At 59.6% G+C, this 16,558-nt stretch carries 16 protein-coding genes; 9 read left to right on the forward strand and 7 right to left on the reverse strand.

The genetic code is table 11. The features are described from left to right. Positions 1 to 21: 21 nt before the first annotated feature. A complete protein-coding gene (locus tag ABRP95_RS04395) occupies positions 22 to 2,040 on the reverse strand; it encodes a TPM domain-containing protein (protein WP_349839000.1) in 2,019 nt (672 codons plus the stop codon). Between the two features lie 71 nt (positions 2,041 to 2,111). On the opposite strand from ABRP95_RS04395, the gene ABRP95_RS04400 reads away from it, so the two are divergent. Beyond that, the gene (locus ABRP95_RS04400) at positions 2,112 to 2,699 is read left to right on the forward strand and encodes a YdcF family protein (protein WP_296087311.1); all 588 of its coding nucleotides are present in this window, start codon (positions 2,112 to 2,114) and stop codon (positions 2,697 to 2,699) included. 11 nt (positions 2,700 to 2,710) lie between these two features. Continuing rightward, positions 2,711 to 4,003, forward strand: a complete 1,293-nt coding sequence (locus ABRP95_RS04405) for a deoxyguanosinetriphosphate triphosphohydrolase (protein ID WP_349839001.1) — start codon at positions 2,711 to 2,713, stop codon at positions 4,001 to 4,003. A gap of 190 nt (positions 4,004 to 4,193) precedes the next feature. Here ABRP95_RS04405 and ABRP95_RS04410 read toward each other — a convergent pair whose 3' ends face one another. Together ABRP95_RS04410 and ABRP95_RS04415 are read right to left on the reverse strand one after the other, a co-directional pair. Then, entirely contained in the window at positions 4,194 to 4,427 is a 234-nt protein-coding gene (locus ABRP95_RS04410; RefSeq protein WP_284782361.1) for a hypothetical protein, read from the reverse strand. Between the two features lie 2 nt (positions 4,428 to 4,429). Further along, positions 4,430 to 4,852, reverse strand: coding sequence for a guanyl-specific ribonuclease (locus tag ABRP95_RS04415; RefSeq protein ID WP_284770286.1), 423 nt, complete (start codon positions 4,850 to 4,852; stop codon positions 4,430 to 4,432). Positions 4,853 to 5,077: 225 nt separating this feature from the next. On the opposite strand from ABRP95_RS04415, the gene dnaG reads away from it, so the two are divergent. Beyond that, positions 5,078 to 6,997: a DNA primase gene (dnaG, locus tag ABRP95_RS04420; protein WP_284796375.1), complete on the forward strand. Its 1,920-nt coding sequence runs from the start codon at positions 5,078 to 5,080 to the stop codon at positions 6,995 to 6,997. A gap of 65 nt (positions 6,998 to 7,062) precedes the next feature. Here the strand turns inward: dnaG and ABRP95_RS04425 are convergent, their stop codons facing one another. Further along, the gene (locus tag ABRP95_RS04425) at positions 7,063 to 7,344 is read right to left on the reverse strand and encodes a hypothetical protein (RefSeq protein ID WP_023023385.1); all 282 of its coding nucleotides are present in this window, start codon (positions 7,342 to 7,344) and stop codon (positions 7,063 to 7,065) included. A 138-nt stretch (positions 7,345 to 7,482) separates the two neighbouring features. On the opposite strand from ABRP95_RS04425, the gene ABRP95_RS04430 reads away from it, so the two are divergent. Together ABRP95_RS04430 and ABRP95_RS04435 are read left to right on the forward strand one after the other, a co-directional pair. Continuing rightward, positions 7,483 to 7,626, forward strand: a complete 144-nt coding sequence (locus ABRP95_RS04430) for a hypothetical protein (protein WP_284796373.1) — start codon at positions 7,483 to 7,485, stop codon at positions 7,624 to 7,626. 125 nt (positions 7,627 to 7,751) lie between these two features. Continuing rightward, on the forward strand, positions 7,752 to 9,038 hold the full coding sequence (locus ABRP95_RS04435; RefSeq protein WP_349839002.1) for an acid phosphatase: 1,287 nt from the start codon (positions 7,752 to 7,754) through the stop codon (positions 9,036 to 9,038). A gap of 45 nt (positions 9,039 to 9,083) precedes the next feature. Here ABRP95_RS04435 and ABRP95_RS04440 read toward each other — a convergent pair whose 3' ends face one another. Together ABRP95_RS04440 and ABRP95_RS04445 are read right to left on the reverse strand one after the other, a co-directional pair. Next, on the reverse strand, positions 9,084 to 10,301 hold the full coding sequence (locus ABRP95_RS04440; RefSeq protein ID WP_349839003.1) for an acetyl-CoA C-acetyltransferase: 1,218 nt from the start codon (positions 10,299 to 10,301) through the stop codon (positions 9,084 to 9,086). A 9-nt stretch (positions 10,302 to 10,310) separates the two neighbouring features. Next, complete coding sequence (locus tag ABRP95_RS04445) at positions 10,311 to 11,084, reverse strand: IclR family transcriptional regulator domain-containing protein (protein ID WP_349839004.1); 774 nt, start codon at positions 11,082 to 11,084, stop codon at positions 10,311 to 10,313. Between the two features lie 115 nt (positions 11,085 to 11,199). Between ABRP95_RS04445 and ABRP95_RS04450 the strand changes: the two genes are divergently transcribed. Together ABRP95_RS04450 and ABRP95_RS04455 are read left to right on the forward strand one after the other, a co-directional pair. Then, positions 11,200 to 11,943: a CoA transferase subunit A gene (locus ABRP95_RS04450; protein WP_284770292.1), complete on the forward strand. Its 744-nt coding sequence runs from the start codon at positions 11,200 to 11,202 to the stop codon at positions 11,941 to 11,943. After that, the gene (locus ABRP95_RS04455) at positions 11,943 to 12,584 is read left to right on the forward strand and encodes a 3-oxoacid CoA-transferase subunit B (protein WP_349839005.1); all 642 of its coding nucleotides are present in this window, start codon (positions 11,943 to 11,945) and stop codon (positions 12,582 to 12,584) included. The genes ABRP95_RS04450 and ABRP95_RS04455 overlap by 1 nt, the downstream gene beginning before the upstream one ends. Positions 12,585 to 12,658: 74 nt before the next feature. Here the strand turns inward: ABRP95_RS04455 and ABRP95_RS04460 are convergent, their stop codons facing one another. Further along, positions 12,659 to 14,005 carry an MFS transporter gene (locus ABRP95_RS04460; protein WP_284770293.1) on the reverse strand — a complete coding sequence of 449 codons (1,347 nt, stop codon included), beginning with the start codon at positions 14,003 to 14,005 and terminating at the stop codon, positions 12,659 to 12,661. Positions 14,006 to 14,430: 425 nt separating this feature from the next. Between ABRP95_RS04460 and ABRP95_RS04465 the strand changes: the two genes are divergently transcribed. Continuing rightward, positions 14,431 to 15,987 (forward strand): hydroxymethylglutaryl-CoA lyase-like TIM-barrel protein, encoded by a 1,557-nt coding sequence (locus tag ABRP95_RS04465; RefSeq protein WP_349839006.1) that lies wholly within the window; start codon positions 14,431 to 14,433, stop codon positions 15,985 to 15,987. A gap of 2 nt (positions 15,988 to 15,989) precedes the next feature. After that, positions 15,990 to 16,541, forward strand: coding sequence for an acetyl-CoA carboxylase biotin carboxyl carrier protein (gene accB / locus ABRP95_RS04470; protein WP_284784844.1), 552 nt, complete (start codon positions 15,990 to 15,992; stop codon positions 16,539 to 16,541). Positions 16,542 to 16,558: the final 17 nt, after the last annotated feature.

Consider the following 16,558-nt stretch of genomic DNA (forward strand, 5'->3'; position numbering starts at 1 on the left):
GCCACTCTGGAAGGCGCCGCTCTAGAACGAGCCGCCGCGGAAACCGCCTCCGCCACCGCCGCCGGAGAACCCTCCTCCACCGCCACCGAAGCTACCGCCGCCTCCGCTGAAACCGCCGCCGAAGCCGCGGCCACCGCCACCAAGGATTTGGCCTAAGACCATTCCGGTGATGATATTTCCGGCAGCGGAACTCGTCTGCTGGCGTTGTTGCTGGCGGCGATACTCGTCAGAATCATCCTTGGCCCGTTGCAAGGCGGTTTGCGCTGCGGCAACGGCTTCGCGGGAGGATTGCAACGCGCCGCGGATATCGCTGCGTTGGGTGTGCAGGGCTTGGGCGTGGAGACGCTTGGCATCGGCAAGCGCGGTGCGGGCGCCGGAACCAATGATGCGCCCGCGCGAGGAAATGAGATCCTCAGCGGCCTGAATATTGGATTCTGCCACCGACATTTGCTGGTGGAAAAGCTCGAGCTGGCGCGCGTGGGTGGAAGTCTTTTCCCGCACGCGGTCGAGGCCCTCATCAAGCTCGGTATCGATGCTCATAAGGGCGGTGTGCTGGCCCAAGGGATCCGTATCGCCCTGCTGCTTGGCGTCAGTGACCGCAGCAGAGGCGCGCTGCAGAAGCTCCTCGAGGGCCTCCCAATCCGCCTGGGTGCCCTGGGATTTGCCCTGGCGCTCCAGCTCGCGGGCTTCCTCTATTTCGTCCTCGACCTCAGTGATGAGCGCGCCCAAATTGCGGCGCGCGGAGGAGATATTCTCCTCGGCGTGCTCTACACCGGTCAGGAGCCTATCGGTGACCTCCGTGGCGTGCTCGATATCGCGGATAAGGCCCACGAGTGAACCCTGCTTCCCAGCCGGCTGGCCCTGCACCTTGCGGGCTTGGTCCAGGAGCTTTTCCGCCTCATCGAGGGAGGCACTCGCCAATTCAGGGTTATCCGCAATGGAGGATAGGACCTCTGCGGAGTAGTCCTCTTGGAGCTTTGTGAGGGTACCTTCGGCGCCCGGCAAGCGAGTGCGCAGCCCGACGGTGCGCTGGGTGAGCTCGTCCAACTTGGAGTCACTTTGTAGCAGCAGGTCGCGCATCTGGGCGAACTCTTCTGCCTGGCTATCTAGGGCATCATCGGCCTGGCCGCAGGTAGAGACGATTTCTACTAGCATTTGCCGGCGCTCGGCTTGGGATTCTGGTACCGCATCATCGAGGCGCTGGCGAATCTTGAAGGCTTTTTGCAGGGTAGAGGTGGAATGATTCATCGCCTTGGTAAACGGGCGGGTGCGCTCCGGTCCGAACTCAGATAAAGCGATATTGAGCTCTTCCTTGCCGCGGCGGATGGATTCATCCGTGGAGACCAATTCTTCCTGGGCCAACTTATCCAGGGTATCTAGCGGCAGCCGGTTTAATTGGTCGGTATCTTCTGGCGCAATCTCGCGGGCAGACTCTAAAGTCTTAGCCTGATTCTTTTTTGTATTGCGGCGAGAGTAGTACCAGACGCCACCGCCTGCAGCGATGATGGCGGCGGCGCCACCGCCCAGCCAGGCTATGCCGGAAGAATCGGAGGAGCTGGAGGTGCCAAGGGCGGCACCGGCAAGCGCGATCGCGGAAGCGCCGTATTCCTCTGCGGATAGCTTGCTGTAGGCGGCATCATACATCTGATCCAGGCGGCCCTCGGGCCATTGATCGCCGGTCTGCACGCCCACCTGGCGCTCATTGACGCCAACGACATAGGCCGCGGAATTCGGGCCCTTTTCGTTGACGATGCTGCGCGCATAGCTTTCTGGATCAGTGCCAAGATCGTTTGCGAAGACAACAAAGATAATGAGCGACTGGTCTTTTTGCAGCTGGGTGATCTTCTCATTGATCTCCCTAATTTCCTCGGTGCTTAAGACCCCTGCCTCATCATTTACCCTGTCTGTCACCGCCGCCGTATCCGGGGCTTGGGCGATGGTAGTGGTCTCCGCGGCTAGGGCCTGGCCTGCGCCAATGGAGGTGCAGCCGAGCAAAAATGCCGCGATGGTAGCGCGGCCGATTCGTGCACTAAGATTCATGCCCACAACCATACCTGCCCGAACGCCCAATCCGGAGAACCTCCTTCGCAGGCAGTAGGGTGGGAAGCATTGTGAAATACGTCGTTGTTTTAGGCACCGCGCAATACGATGGCCGCCCCTCCCGCATCCTGGCCGGGCGCCTGCGCCATGCCGGGGAGCTGGCCATTTCCCGCGGCCTGCCAGTGATTACCGTGGGCGGCCAGCTGCCCGGGGATCGGTTTACCGAGGCCGGGGTAGCTCGCGATTACTTGCGCGAGCACTTCCCTGAGCTGCAGGTTTCTGTTGTGGAAAAAGGCCTCGATACGCGCGAGTCCTTAGCTGCGGTTATCGATGCCCACGGCATTGCCGATGCCATCATCGTCACCGATCCCTTGCACAGGTTGCGCACGTGGGTCATCGCCAAGCAGGAAGGGCTCGATGCCTCGGTTTCGGGCACGCCTTATTATCCCGCCCGGCGCTTTTCCAAGCCTTGGTGGCGCTACCTCGCACACGAATGCGGCGGGCTGTTTTATATTGGGCTCGCCAGCATTGTTTCTCCCCAGTGCGCGCGGGCCTGGAAAAGGCGCCTGTACCGCATGGAGCTGATTCTGCGGCCGAATCAGAAGCTGCGGCACGAAACGATGCAAAATAAAGACGCAGAGCGCACGCTGGGGGAATAGACTAAAACGCCGTGTCTTATTCTTATGCTGCAGCTGATTTTGCCCGGCTGGCCGAAGAACGGCCTAAGGGGTCCACGATTAGCGATATCGAAGAACACCGCGGGGTATTCTCCCGCGACCGCGCTCGCGTCTTGCACTCGGCTGCGCTGCGGCGATTGGCGGATAAAACCCAGGTCGTAGGCCCACGTGATGGCGATACCCCGCGCACCCGGCTTACCCACTCGCTCGAAGTTGGCCAGATTGCCCGCGGCATCGGGGCCGGCCTCGGCCTCGATCCGGATCTCTGTGACATGGCCGGGCTCACCCACGATATCGGCCACCCGCCCTATGGCCACAACGGCGAAAATGCGCTCAATGAGGTCGCGCAAGGCGGTTTCGAGGGAAATGCGCAAACGCTGCGCATCCTCACCCGGCTCGAGCCCAAAGTCTTAGCCGAGGACGTCGATGGCACCGCCCACAGCTTTGGTCTCAACCTCACCCGTGCCGCGCTCGATGGGGCCTGCAAATATCCTTGGACCAAGACCAATCCGGATGGCACCATCAACCGCAAATACGGCGCTTATGATGAGGACGCTGACCTTTTAGCGTGGCTGCGCGAAGGCCATAGCGATACGCGAAAGTGCATCGAAGCCCAGGTCATGGACTGGTCCGATGATATTGCCTATTCCGTGCACGACGTGGAAGACGGCATCATCTCCCAGCGCATTTCCTTGAACGTGTTGTGGGATTTGGTGGAACTAGCCCACCTTGCAGAAAAGGGCGCTGAGGCCTTTGGCGGAACTGCCGATGAACTCTTGGAAGCCGCCGATAGCCTGCGCAACCTCGATGTCATCAACGCCCTTGGTAATTTCGACTACACCCTGCGCGATTATGCCAAGCTGAAAAAGATGACCTCTGAGCTGGTGGGACGCTATGTGGGCGCCACCATCGGTGCCACCTCGGAGGCGAATGCCGAGCTCATCAGCGCCAATAAGCTCGGCCGCATGCACGGTGACCTGCGCGTTCCACCCTTGGCGCAGGCAGAGGTCAAGCTTTTAAAGACGATCGCCGTGCTTTATGTAATGGATGAACCAGCGCACTTAGCGCGCCAAGACCGCCAGCGCGAGCGCATTTACCGCGTCTACGATTACCTCGTGGCCGGTGCGCCCGGTTCGCTCGATGCCACCTTCCGCCTGTGGTGGGAGCAGGCCGATACCGACGCCGCCCGCGACCGTGCCATCGTTGACCAGATCGCCTCCATGACCGAATCCCGCCTCGAGCGGCTTGCCCGCCGGAGCGCTGACCTTTCGGGGTTCTTGGGCTAGTAGCTATACGGGCCGTGGGCTCGGTCAGATGGTTCCGGCAGCGGCCTTTCTCTAAAAGTGCAACCTCCGCTGCTATTTTTGAAGCGGAAAAGTGATAACTGAGGGCGCGCAATGCTCAGTTATAGCAGAGGACCTATAGCATCCGCGGAATGCCAGCATCTGCGGAGTAACAGCATCCGCGGACTAGCTATTAGCGTGCGAGCCTAACGCCTTCATCTTGGACAACGGCCGCGATGGCCGCGAAGTCATCCAATTCCATTTCCATATTGGCAGCCACGATGGTGGATACTTCATTCTTACGCAGGAAGTTAGCTAGATCCTCTAGGCTGCGCGGGCCACAATCCACACATCCATGGGTGCGTCCTAAGGCATTGAAGAAATCCGTACGGGTACGGATGGGTTCCGTAATTAAAATGCGGTGCACTATTAATCCTCTGCGTCCGGGATAGAACAGAATGTTTGGTAATGGTCGTCGGTGTAGTACCACACATCGGGGTCGACTTCGGTGCCGCCGCCGGTGACGATGCGCCTCGATCCGCGATGATTACTGCCAGGGGTTTCTACCGTGTACTCGCGGTAATAGTCCTGCGCCTGCTGGGGGAGGACGCCTTCATAATTGCCAAAATGGGAATTGTCTTTGTCGGGATAGTCATAAGGGCCGCCGGCGAGAATATCGTCTGCGGTTTCTTCGGCCTCGCTGGGAAGGGAAGAAATTGCGCAGGTCTCGTCCGTTGACGTTGCATCCTCGTTACCGCCGAGGTCGAAGCCAAAATAACTAGCGCCTGCGACGATGGCGAGTCCACCAAGGGCCACTGGAAGCGATTTCTTAGACGCTTTGGACTTGGACATGCTCCTTATTGTTGCAGGAAATATCTCCAAAACATAAACGTCCACCGCGTCAAGAGCAATATCCAAAATTGCCCCGTCCCGGGGGTGGGAATACTCGGCGAAAGGCTGCCCCACATGTGGGTAAAACACGGTGATTCTGTGTACTTGTTGAGCGGGACAACCCAATGCGACCATCCTGGCTTTGGCGGTTGAGCATTCGATAAATGGGCGGGGTAGTCTGTAGCCATGGCAAAGGGCAGAATTCCGGACAGTGATATCCAAGCTATCCGTGAACGCGCGCCTTTAGAAGAAATCGTGGGCGAATACGTGCAGCTCAAACCTGCCGGGCATGATTCTTTGAAGGGGTTGAGCCCTTTCAAGGATGAAAAGACGCCGTCCTTCCACGTCCGCCCGCAGCGCGGTTATTATCACTGCTTTTCCACCGGTAAGGGTGGCGATGTATTCAGCTTCCTGATGGAGATGGAACAGGTCTCTTTTCCGGAGGCCGTGGAAGCTGTGGCGCAGAAGATTGGCTACCACATTAATTACCAGGGTGGCTCGACCGGTGCCCGCAATGAGAAGCCGGGTACGAGGCAGCGGCTAATCGCGGCGAATAAAGCGGTGCACGAGTTTTACCGGAAGCAGCTGGAAACCCCAGAGGCGGCAACGGCGCGCAATTTCTTGCTGGACCGCGGGTTTAGCCGTGAGGTTATTTATGATTTCGAGTGCGGGTACGCTCCGGAAGGTTGGGACACCGCCACAAAGCACCTATTGCGCATGGGTTTTTCCTTTGAAGAGCTAGAGGCAGCCGGCATTTCCAAGATGGGAAAGCGCGGTCCCATTGACCGTTTCCACCGCCGGTTGCTGTGGCCTATTAAGGATCTTTCCGGCAACGTCATTGGCTTTGGTGCGCGCAAGCTCTTTGATGATGACAAGCTGGGCAAGTACATGAATACGCCCGAGACCATGCTTTATCACAAGTCCAAGGTGCTCTTTGGGTTGGATTTGGCCAAGCGCAATATCGCAGAAGGCCACCAAGCTGTGGTGGTGGAAGGCTATACGGATGTGATGGCCATGTACGCGGCAGGCATTAAGACTGCCGTGGCCTCGTGCGGTACGGCCTTCGGTGGGGAGCACCTGCAGGTGCTGCGTCGGCTCATGCTGGATGATTCCTATTTCCACGGCGAGCTCATCTACACCTTTGATGGTGATGAGGCGGGACAGAAGGCCGCGATGCGTGCCTTTGACGGAGAGCAGAAATTTACCGGACAATCCTTCGTCTCAGTAGCCCCAGACGGCATGGACCCGTGCGATCTGCGCCTTGAAAAGGGCGATGCCGCGGTGCGCGATCTGGTGGCAGACCGCATCCCCATGTTTGAGTTCGTCATTCAGTCAGTAATTGCTGATTTCCGGATCGATACGGCCGAAGGCCGCTTGCAGGCTTTGCGGCGGGCGGTGCCCATCGTCGCACAGATCCGTGACCAGCCCCTGCAGCGCGAGTACGCCCGCCGGCTTGCCGGCTGGGTGGGTTGGAATGATCCGGAAGAGGTGCTGCGCCAAGTGCGCGCGGAGGCAAAGAAGCCGAAGAAGGTGGACAAGCCGACGATTCGCCGCTTTGATAATGCACAGCCGCAGCCGGCGCAGCAGGATGTGCCCATGATCCATCCGCCAAGCCCAAAGGAGACCCACCTGTGGCCGCAGCGGGAGGCGCTGAAATTGGCCTTGCAGATGCCAGAGGTCGTTGGCTCATATTTTGATGGCATTACTGCCGATGCCTACACCAACGACGCCTACCGCATCGTCCGCCAAGCGATTTCCGCCGTGGGCGGCGCAGAAAAAGGTGCCACCATGTCCGGGGTGGATTGGATTGCCGCCGTTGCCGGGGAAATGCAGGATCTTACGGGAAGGAATTTCGTCTCCGAGCTGGCAGTCGAGGCCATCCTGCCCACGGACGTGGGCGCAGAAAAATATGCGGATTCCGTACTCTCGCGGCTGCAGGAAACCGTCGTGGGTGATCAGATTGCGCAGCTGAAAGCCCAATTGGGCCGAATGCGGCCAACCGATGATGAGGCAGGCTATAACTCCGTATTCGCAGACCTCATTGCCTTGGAGCAGGCTCGCCGCGAGCTCAATGATCGCGCCTTTCGCGGTACCCCAGGTATATAAAACCCCGGGCAAGCACTCGAGCGCTAGTTCAGGCGCTGCCCGGGGAGGGGTTTGCGGGGAAGGCTTTAGTCCTCATCGGGTTCATAAATCCGGTCGGCCTGTGGAGCCTGGTTCCCGCGAGCCTTGCCTTTGCCACGGCGCTTTTCGGAAAGGTCGTGGATTTCGCGCATGCGTGGCTCTGGATCCAGGCGGTTGGCTACCATCTTGCGCGCGGAACGCACCGCAGATTTGGTGGCGGGGGAGTTGACGGTCTTTTGATAGGCGCTTTTCATTTGGTGGTAGCGCTTGCGGCCCGCCTTGGTGCCAAATACGTACCCTGCGGCGGCGCCGAAGACGAATTGGATCATTATTGACTAATTCCCCTTTATTCTATGCGAGCAAAAGTTCTTCTCTAGCTTACCGCGTATGTACGCTTTCGCGCCGAAATCGCCCGCTGGAATCGCCCTCCTGTTTTCATTGGCACCTATTCGCGCTAGGTTGAGTTAATGAGTCTTCATCAGCAGCGAGATTCGGCCATGGCCGCCGAAGTGGCATTTGCCGCGCTCGCCACGGCTGGCTTGTCCGCGCCTGGTGCTGAACCGTCCGAGGAAACACGGTTCTGGGTGGAGCAGGCTGGGGACATCGATTAGCTTGAGCGGTCATATAACTATTTGTTTAAAAAAGCGCTGAATAAGGTTAGTGCGCAGTTCATACTTCCTTAACGTTAGCTGGTTAGTGTGCAGAGGAAATCACTTCTAGCTGAAAGTTGCGATATATGACCCGTATTTTCAATCGTGGTGTTTCGCGTCGAGTACTTGCTCTCGGAGCGGCCGCCAGCTTCACCGTTGCTTCCTTTGCACCCGCTGCGCAGGCGGGTGAGCTTTCGTCCAAGGTGCCGCAGGTACAGGGTTCTAGCAGTGGATCCAGCATTGGCCCTTCTCCTGTGCAGCACCCAGGCGCGCCGGTTCCTCAGCCCTTTGGTGCGGACTATCTTGTGGGCTTTGAATCCGATATTTCGTCTTACCAATTTGGCAACTATTGGCAGGTTGTCCGCGGTTTTGACCAGATTAAGCACCAGCCAGAGGTCCTTGAAGAAAACATGGATAAGGTAGTGGCCATTAACAATGGGGCTGCCGATGACCCTGAGCTGATCGCCCGAGCACAATCCGATGCCAAGGCAAGCTCCGGTGGGATGCTAGAAGCCATTTCGGACTCCATGGGGGAGAGCCTGGGCGGTGCATTCCGCGAAGCCTTGGCAGAGCATCGACTGCCAAAAACACAGTACCTGCTGGGCAATGGCTACGCCGCCCGTGCAGGTGGACTGGCTAGCTCCACCTTCGCAGAAAAGTACTACTTCCGTTATGACCGCCCATTCGTGCAGGCACCCGATGCTATTAACCGCTACGAAGATGAGTCGAAGGATCTCTATTCCACCTCGCCGGCTTTCCCCTCCGGGCACACTAACCAGGCAACGTGGATCACCACTTTGATGGCCTCTATGCTTCCAGAGGTAGGCCCGCAATTAATGCTGCGCGGCGCCGAAGCAGGAAACCACCGCGTCGTTCTGGGTGTGCACTACCCCTTGGACGTCATTGGTGGCCGCATGACTGGTCAAGCTGCGGCGGCGGATCGTTTGAACGATGACCGCATGCGCGATGCATTGCAGCAGGCTGCGCAGGAAATTCGTGAAGAGATTCAGTGGCGTACGGGCAAATCTGTAGAAGAACTCGTCGCACAGGATAGGGCCGATGGCAAGGAATACCGGTCCACTACAGATGCTGTAGACGAATACACGGATTTCTTGGATTATGATTTTACTCCAAGCAATCCGACGGATGCGCCGATGGTCGTTCCGCAGGCCGCCCCGGTACTACTCGCAGCTTCCCACCCGAACCTGACACCGGAACAGCGCGCCGAGGTGCTACGCCAGACCGCACGTCCTGCCGGCAATCCATTGGATTGGCAAGGCAAGGACGGCTCCTGGCAGCGTCTTAACGTGGCGCGCGCCATGGCGGCGCAAGTCAACGTTAATGCAGATGGCAGCGTGAGCGTCCAAGGCTAGCTTGGTCGCCCGCCCCCGATACCGCCTAGGCCCTCACTGCGAGTACTAGGCGGTTTCGATTATGGCGGCAAGGCCCTGGCCGCCGCCGATGCACATCGTGACTAGCGCGCGCTTGCCGCCGGTGCGGCGCAGGTGGTGCGCGGCGGTAACCACGATGCGGGCACCGGTCGCGCCCACCGGGTGGCCCAGCGAGATGCCGGAACCGTTGGGGTTGAAGCGAGGATCTTCGGGGGAGATGCCCCACTGATCTAGTACCGCGAGGGCTTGGGCGGCAAAGGCCTCATTGAGCTCGATGAGGTCGAGGTCATCGAAGGTGAGATCGAGGCGGTCCATGACCTTTCGGGTGGCCTCAACTGGGGCGATGCCCATGCGCTCTGGTTCTACACCGGCCAGCGCCCAGCCCTTCACGGTCACCATTGGCTCGAGGCCGAGCTCGTCGGCTTTTTCACGGGTGGTCACGAGCACGGCGGCGGCGCCGTCGTTCTGGCCGGAGGCGTTACCCGCGGTCACCGTGGCCTCGTCGTCCTGCTTGTCCATCACTGGGCGCAGCTTGGACAGCTTTTCCACGCTAGAATCAGCGCGCACGTGTTCATCCTTGTCCACGATGATGGGATCCCCCTTGCGCTGGGGGACGGAGACGGGGACGATTTCGGCATCGAAAAGCGCCTGCTCTTGCGCACGTGCGGCGTTGTGGTGGGAACGCACCGCAAGCTCATCTTGGTCCTCGCGCGACAGGGAACGCTCGCGGCGGAGGTTTTCGGCAGTTTCGATCATGCCGCTGGGGATGGGGTGGTTTTTGCCACCGGCGGTTTCGCGGGCCTCCTGGAGGCGATCGCGAAAGACCATGTTTCCGCCCTTAGCGCCCCAGCGAATGTCACTGTCCACGGTGTATTCGGTGCGCGACATGGATTCGGCGCCGCCTGCGATGACCACCTCGGCTGCGCCGGTGGCGACGTGGGCGGCGGCGGTGACGATGGCTTGCAGGCCGGAGCCGCAGCGGCGGTCGAGCTGCATGCCGGTCACGGAGACTGGCAGGCCGGCATCGAGTGCGGCGACGCGGCCGAGGGCAGGCGCAGCCCCGTTGGGGGAGGCTTGGCCGAGGATAACGTCATCGATGATGTTCGGGTCGATGCCGGATTCTTCCACGATGGTGGATACCACCAGGCTGGCCAGATCCTGGACGGGGACGGATTTCAGCGCGCCGCCGTAGCGGCCGACCGGGGTGCGCTTGGGGTAGCACAGGACTACGTCTTGGGTTTGCATGGATTCTCCTTAGGAAATTTCGGTAGTAGTGAGATCGTGGGAAATAGCCGCGCACGTAGTGAGGAGCTCCGGGAGGATCTGCGCGGTGAGATCTTGGGTGGAATACACGGAGGTCTGGGTGGAAATGTTGATGGCCGCCACTGCGCGTCCGGTGCGATCCCGGATGGGAACGGCAATGGAGCGCAGGCCGATTTCTAGCTCTTGATCCACGATGACCCAGCCGCGCCGCCGCACCTCGCCGAGGCGGGCTCGCAGCGCGTCCTGGGATACCAGGGTGTGCGGGGTGACCTGCTCGAGCGGAGCGGTGGTGGCGAAATACTCATCCAGCTCTGCCGGCGTTAAATCGGCGAGTAGCACCTGGCCCATGGAGGTGGCGTGCGCCGGGAAGCGCGTACCGATGGTGATATTGGTGGACATGATGCGGTGCGCTGCGGCGCGGGCGATATAGACCACGGTGTCGCGGTCGAGCACGCTTACAGAGCAGGACTCATCGAGTTTGGTGGATAACTCCCTCAAATGGGGCTGGGAAATATCCGGCAGGCCCAAGCTCGATAGGTACGAATAGCCCAGTTCCAAAACGCGCGGGGTGAGCCAAAAATCTGAGCCATCGGTGCGGGCATAACCTTCTGCGACAAGCGTGTGTAAAAAGCGACGTGCGGTAGCGCGCGCTAAGCCTGTGACCTTGGCAACCTGGGCCAGTGTTTGCCGCCGGCGTTCGTCATTGAACGAGTGAATGACGTTGAGTCCGCGGGCTAGTGATTGCACTACGGGGGTGTCTGCCACGGTGTGTCCTCCAAGCTATTTTCAGGGTTAAGTGGCCCAGGTCTCTTTAGTGTACCCGATAATGTTCGCATTCTGAACTCTTGTGCTGTCTGTGAACCACACGTAGTCTAAGGCCATGTTGAATAAAGTCATAGCCTCAGTAGAGGAGGCCGTCGCGGATATCCCGGACGGTTCCTCCATCGCGGTGGGCGGATTCGGCCTTGTGGGTATCCCGGCGCAACTCATTGCTGCGCTGCGTTCCCAAGGCGCGAGCGAGCTCACCATCATTTCCAATAACCTCGGTACGGATGATTTTGGCCTAGGCCTGCTGCTCAAGGATCACCGCATCGCCCGTTCCATCGGTTCCTACCTGGGAACCAATAAGGAATATGCACGTCAGTACCTCGAGGGTGAGCTCACTGTCGAGTTCACCCCGCAGGGTACCTTGGCAGAGCGCATGCGCGCCGGTGGCGCGGGCATTCCAGCCTTCTATACCAAGGCTGGCGTGGGCACGCCGCTTGCCGATGGCGATATCCCCACCCGCTACAACCCCGACGGCACCATTGCGGAGACCTCCGCACCGAAGGAAACCCGCGAGTTTAACGGCGAGCTCTACGTCATGGAAGAAGCCCTCACCCCAGACTTTGCCTTCGTCCACGCCGCTCGCGCGGATCGCTTTGGCAACCTCGCCTTTAATAAGACCGCCCAGAACTTCAACCCCGATGCGGCTAAATCCGCCGATATCACCATCGTGCAAGCGGAGCAGCTGGTCGAGGCCGTACCGTCCGCTGAGGTGGATGTGCCCGGAATCTACGTAGACCGCGTAGTGGAAGTGGGTAAGCAAGAAACCGGAATCGAATTCAGGACGGTGAGCAAGTAATGACCTGGTCACGCGAAGAAATGGCGGCACGCGCCGCACAAGAACTGGACAATGGTGACTACGTCAACCTGGGCATCGGCATGCCGACGCTCATCCCCGGCTACCTGCCAGAGGGCCGCGAGGTGGTCCTGCACTCTGAGAACGGAATCTTGGGCGTTGGTGCCTACCCTGAAGAGGGCAAGGTGGATCCGGAGCTAATCAATGCCGGTAAAGAAACCATTACCGAAGCCCCTGGTGCATCCTTCTTCTCCTCGTCCGAGTCCTTTGCCATGATCCGCTCCCGCGCCATCGATGTTGCGGTGCTCGGCGCCATGGAGGTATCCCAGTTTGGCGACCTAGCCAACTGGATGATCCCCGGCAAGATGGTCAAGGGCATGGGCGGTGCGATGGACCTAGTGCATGGAGCCAAGCGCATCGTGGTGATGATGCAGCACGTATCCAAGCACGGCGATTCCAAGATTCTGGCGGAGTGCCAGCTGCCGCTGACCGGCGCTCGCTGTGTGGATCTGATTATCACGGACCGCGCCGTATTCACCGTGGACGAGCTGGAGGGTCTGACACTTATCGAGATCGCCGAGGGCGAAACCGAGGAGTCCATCCGCGAGGTCACGGACGCACCCTTTAAGGTAGCGCTCGACTAATTAGTTGTGGACGTGAAAAATCGCCGCTTCCCGGGAAAGGCTGGGAAGCGGCGATTTAGTGTTCCGTGAGTGGATTAGACATCGCGCAGGTCTACGCCCTTGGTTTCAGGCAGGATGTACATGCTGATAAGCGTCAGGATGCACAGTGCGACGACGTAGAAGCCAGAAGCCCAAGTAAGGCCGTGGGCCACGAACCACTGGTAGATATACGGTGCGGTACCGCCGAAGACGGCGACAGACAGCGAGTAGGCCAGGCCGATGCTGCGGGTGCGCTGAGCGGTGGGGAAGACCTCGGACATGATGGAGGACAACAGCGCGCCGCCGGCAGCAACGATGACTACGCCGATGGTGGAGGCCACCAGCAGGGTCCAGGGGCGATCATCGATGAAGTTCATCAGTGGAATCTGCAGGATGGCTAGGCCAATGGCACAGATATAAATGACGGGTTTGCGGCCGATCTTATCGGACAGGCTGCCCCACAGCGGGAGGGCGATGAGACCAGCGGTCTGTGCGGCCACGGTGACCCAATAAGCACCCTGAGTGGACATGCCCTCGTGGCTAATGGCGTAGGTGGAAACATAGGAGGTCCACGTGTAGTGCGAGGCTGTAACGCCGGAGACCATACCCACGACGAGCAAGATATTCTGCCATGCCGGGCGGGCAACCGAAGCCGGCTTTTCCGAGTTCACGGACTTCTTGGTGCGCTTCGGAGCCTCAACGGTGGGCTCGGCGCTATCGATTTCCTGGAAGTGATCCGATTCCTTCATGTGGCGGCGCAGGTACAACGCGATCAGCGCTGCGACGGCACCCAAGAGGAACGGAATGCGCCAGCCCCAAGCACCAATCTGCTCGTCCGTCAGGACCAGCGAAATGCCGCCGCCCAAGACGTAGGCGATGACCGAACCGCCGAAGATGGAGACATAGACCATGGAACCCCAGCGGCCGCGGTGGGCGTTTGGAGCGATCTCGGGGATGTAGCTATTGGCGGCTGCGGATTCACCGCCGTGTGCAAAGCCCTGCAGCACGCGGATGAAGAGCAGGCCGACAGAAGCCCAGATGCCAATGGATTCGTAGGTGGGTAGCAAGCCGATGAGGACGGAGGCGCTGGCCATCATGATGATGGTGGTCATCAAGACGGTCTTGCGGCCGCGCTGGTCAGCGATGCGGCCAAAGATGATGCCGCCCAGCGGGCGGACCAAGAAGCCAACGGCGAAAACACCGAAGGTGGCAAGCAGTGCGGAAGCAGGATCGCTCTTGTCGAACATCGCCGCGGCGATAAATGGGGCGAAAACCGCATAGGAGCTCCACTCGTACCATTCAAGGACCTGGCCGGTCAGGCTGGCTGCGAGGGATTTGCGGTCCGTTTTGGTTGAGCCCGATGGCGAAGTGGGTGTGGGGCTCGGCGGGGCGGTAGAAGTCAATGTTCCTCCTAGGGATAGGTCCGAAATATTGAAGAAGATATTACGCACATCACACTTCGATTAGTCCGCGATGTGGACCACGAAAATCCCGGCACTATCGAGGTGGATTTGGTTACTGACTAGAAACTGCATGTCTTCCACCACTTTTTAGGGGAGGAGGCCGAAAAAACTACGCGTTCGCCAGGTGAACAGTAGTGCGCACTGTGACCCCGTATAGGGGTATTTGGGCAAATTCTTTGCCGTGACGAGCTTGGAATTCGCAGGAAAAGGACATTTCTGGCCGGATTTCCAGCACCGAGAATTTAGGTGTGGTGTAGCGTGTGAGCCACGACACGGAAGGTTTTCGAAGAGTCTTGAACCACCAAAGTGAACCATCACTGTGAACCAACCGAGTCTTTCCGGAGCCACACCCTAAGGAGGGATTTATGACTGCTCTTAGTCCCGAGGAACTAAGCACAGAAGGCCTCGCCGAAATCATGGCCGCGGGCGGACGCCCAGCCGATAGCGAGCGCAAGATCAACATCATCGATACCACCCTGCGTGATGCGCACCAGAGCATCTGGGCCACCCGCATGACCACGAGCCACATCCTTTCGCTGTTGGATGACATCACCAACGCTGGTTTCGAGCACGTGGACTTGGTAGCGCCCATCCAGTTCGACGTCTCCGTGCGCTACCTCAAGGAAGACCCGTGGGAGCGCGTTCGCCTCGTGCACGAGAACGCCGCGCCGGGCACCAAGTTCCGCGCCCTCATTCGTTCCAAGAACCTGGCTTCCTTCGACTTCCTGCCGGATGACGCCATCTTGAACTGGACCGAGCGCCTCTACGCCAATGGCTTCCGTGTGATCGGCTCCTTCGATGGCTTGAATGACATCGACAACATCGACCAGGGCCTCAAACTGGCCAAGGAACTCGGTGCCGAAACCTTCGGCGCATTGTCCTACTGCTTGAGCCCAGTGCACACCGATGACCTGTACAAGCGGAAGGCCACGGAGCTGCTCGAGCGCACCGATGTAGACCGCATCATGCTGAAGGACGCCGGCGGCCTGCTTACTCCGGACCGTTTGAAGACCCTCATCCCGGCGATCCGCAGCTCCATCGGTGACGTACCGCTCGAGGTGCACACCCACTCGCTGACCGGCCTGTCGCCGCTTTCCTACCTCTTCGCGGCGGAATTGGGCGTGGATTCCATCCACACCTCCATCGCTCCTCTGGCTAATGGCCCGGGACAGCCGGCCACCCAGGCCTTGGTGCGCGACCTTTGCGCACTGGGTTACACGGTGGACGTCGACGATGAGCGCATCGATTCTGCCAGCGAGCGCATTCAGGAAATTGCCGATACGGAAGATAAGCCAGTAGGCGTTCCGCGCGCATTCGATGGCCTGCACTACATGCACCAGCTACCCGGCGGCATGCTTACCAACTTCGAATCCCAGCTGGAAACCGCTGGGTTGGGTGACCGCTTCGAAGAGCTGCTGTACGAGGTAGCTCGCGTCCGTGAAGAGCTCGCATACCCCATCATGATTACGCCGTTTGCCCAGTTCGTGGGTACCCAGGCCGTCATGAACGTGATGACGGGTGACCGTTACTCCGTGGTCCCGAACGAGATTAAGAAGTACGCCTTGGGTTACTACGGCGAGCCGCTCGCCCCGCTGGACCCAGACGTGCTGGAGAAGATCATGGCCAACGGTTCCTCCGAAATCACGGAGGAAATCCCAGAACTCAAGCCGGTTCTGCCGGACCTGAAGAAGGCTCACCCGGACGAGGACATCGACACCCTGCTGCTTCGCGTGATGTTCGCCGGCAGCCAGGTCGATGAGATGAAGCGCTTTGTGGCCGAAGGCCGCGGCGGCGAGGGCGAAGGCGTCAAGGGCGGCGTCCTTACCTCCCTGGTACAGCAAATCTACGACTCTTCCGATACCACCGACTTCCACCTCAAGACTTCCGACTTGGAAATCAACCTCACCAAAGGAGAAAAGTAATCATGACTGATTCCACCAACTTGCACGACCTGAAGTCCCTGCTGAAGTGGGCCAACCTTTCTGATGACATCCAAGAGCTGCAGATTAAGTACGGCGATGTCGAGCTCGCGATGTCCCGCACCCCGGGCGGCCTGAACCGTCCGGCGCCGGCTCCGGAAGCCGCTCCGGCCGCAGCTCCAGCAGCAGCACCAGCACAGGAAGCCGCACCGGCTTCCGCGCCTGCCGCTGAGCCTGAGTCCAAGCCTGCTCCTGCACAAGAGGAAGCACCGAAGGAAGAGCCACAGGCTTCCGGCTCCGGTGAGCCGTCCGCAGAGGGCGAGACCGTTAAGGCTCCCATGGTCGGTACCTTCTACGCTGCTCCGAAGCCGGGCGCAGATCCGTTCGTCAAGGTCGGCGACGAGGTCGAGGTTGGCCAGGTGCTGTGCATCGTCGAGGTTATGAAGCTGATGAACAACATCGAGTCCAAGGTTGCCGGCACCGTGAAGGAGATTCTCGTTGATAACGAGGACGCCGTGGAGCACGGCCAGCCCATCATGGTCATCCAGCCGAAGTAATCGACCTGGAGGAAAAT

This window comes from Corynebacterium sp. KPL2895 (assembly GCF_040225815.1).
Taxonomy (GTDB): domain Bacteria; phylum Actinomycetota; class Actinomycetes; order Mycobacteriales; family Mycobacteriaceae; genus Corynebacterium; species Corynebacterium rhinophilum.